We start from the raw sequence: 1,013 nt of genomic DNA, 5'->3' as shown, positions 1-1,013 counted from the left end.
ATATCAGCTGACACACCGCTTTCGCGAGCAAGCTCGCTCCCACATTTGTTTTGTGTATGCCTTGGCTACTCTTCTTTGCCCAACCAGCGATAGATCCCGCCACCGACCACCGCGCCAATCAACGGCGCGACCCAGAACATCCACAACTGCGCAATCGCCCAGCCGCCGACCATCAGCGCCGGTCCCGTGCTGCGGGCCGGGTTCACCGAGGTGTTGGTGACCGGAATCGAGATCAGGTGAATCAGCGTCAGACCCAGACCTATGGCGATCGGTGCCAGTCCCGGCGGTGCGCGTCTATCGGTGGCGCCGAGGATAATGATCACAAACATTGCGGTCATCACGAGTTCAGTGACGAACCCCGCCGCCATCGAGTACTTGCCCGGCGAATGCTCACCATAACCGTTGGACGCCAGGCCGGCGGCGATATCGAAGCCCTCCTTGCCGCTGGCGATGTGGGCGATCAGCGCCGCCGCGAGAATCGCACCGAGCACTTGGGCAATGATGTAAGCGGGCAACTCCTTGGCCGGAAACCGACCGCCAACGAACAGACCGACCGACACGGCGGGGTTGAGGTGACAGCCGCTGATGTGGCCGATGGCAAACGCCATGGTCAGCACCGTCAGACCAAACGCCAGGGCCACCCCCAGCACCCCGATTCCCAGCGGTGAAGACGCGGCGATCACCGCGCTGCCGCAACCACCCAATACCAACCAGAACGTACCCAACAACTCAGTGACTGAACGTTTGAACAGAGACATGAGAGGCGTCCTTGATAGCCCTGCTATCGAGACTGCATCGAGTTGTGCATCCTTGCAGACTTACGACAGGCTCCGTTCTGGAACCTTGGCTGAGTACAGCAGGGTTTTGGTGGATTTCCAGCAGCCACAAAAAAACCGCCAGCGCCCGTGGTTAAAGGGCTGTGGCGGTTTTATCGGTCACTGATTTCACACATCCCTTGTAGGAGTGAGCCTGCTCGCGATAGCGGTGTGTCAACAACATTAGTGGGCCTGACA

Annotated in this window: 1 protein-coding gene; it reads right to left on the bottom strand. The window is 59.5% G+C overall.

Annotation, left to right across the window (positions count from 1 at the left end; translation table 11 throughout):
- Window positions 1–65: 65 nt before the first annotated feature.
- Window positions 66–758, bottom strand: coding sequence for an aquaporin Z (gene aqpZ / locus ACW9IR_RS29490; protein WP_093438113.1), 693 nt, complete (start codon window positions 756–758; stop codon window positions 66–68).
- Between the last annotated feature and the right edge of the window lie 255 nt (window positions 759–1,013).

The sequence above is a fragment of the Pseudomonas sp. SDT291_1_S447 genome (assembly GCF_054070155.1).
Note: the sequence above shows the minus strand (reverse complement) of the source record. Positions and strands in the feature narration are given on the sequence as shown.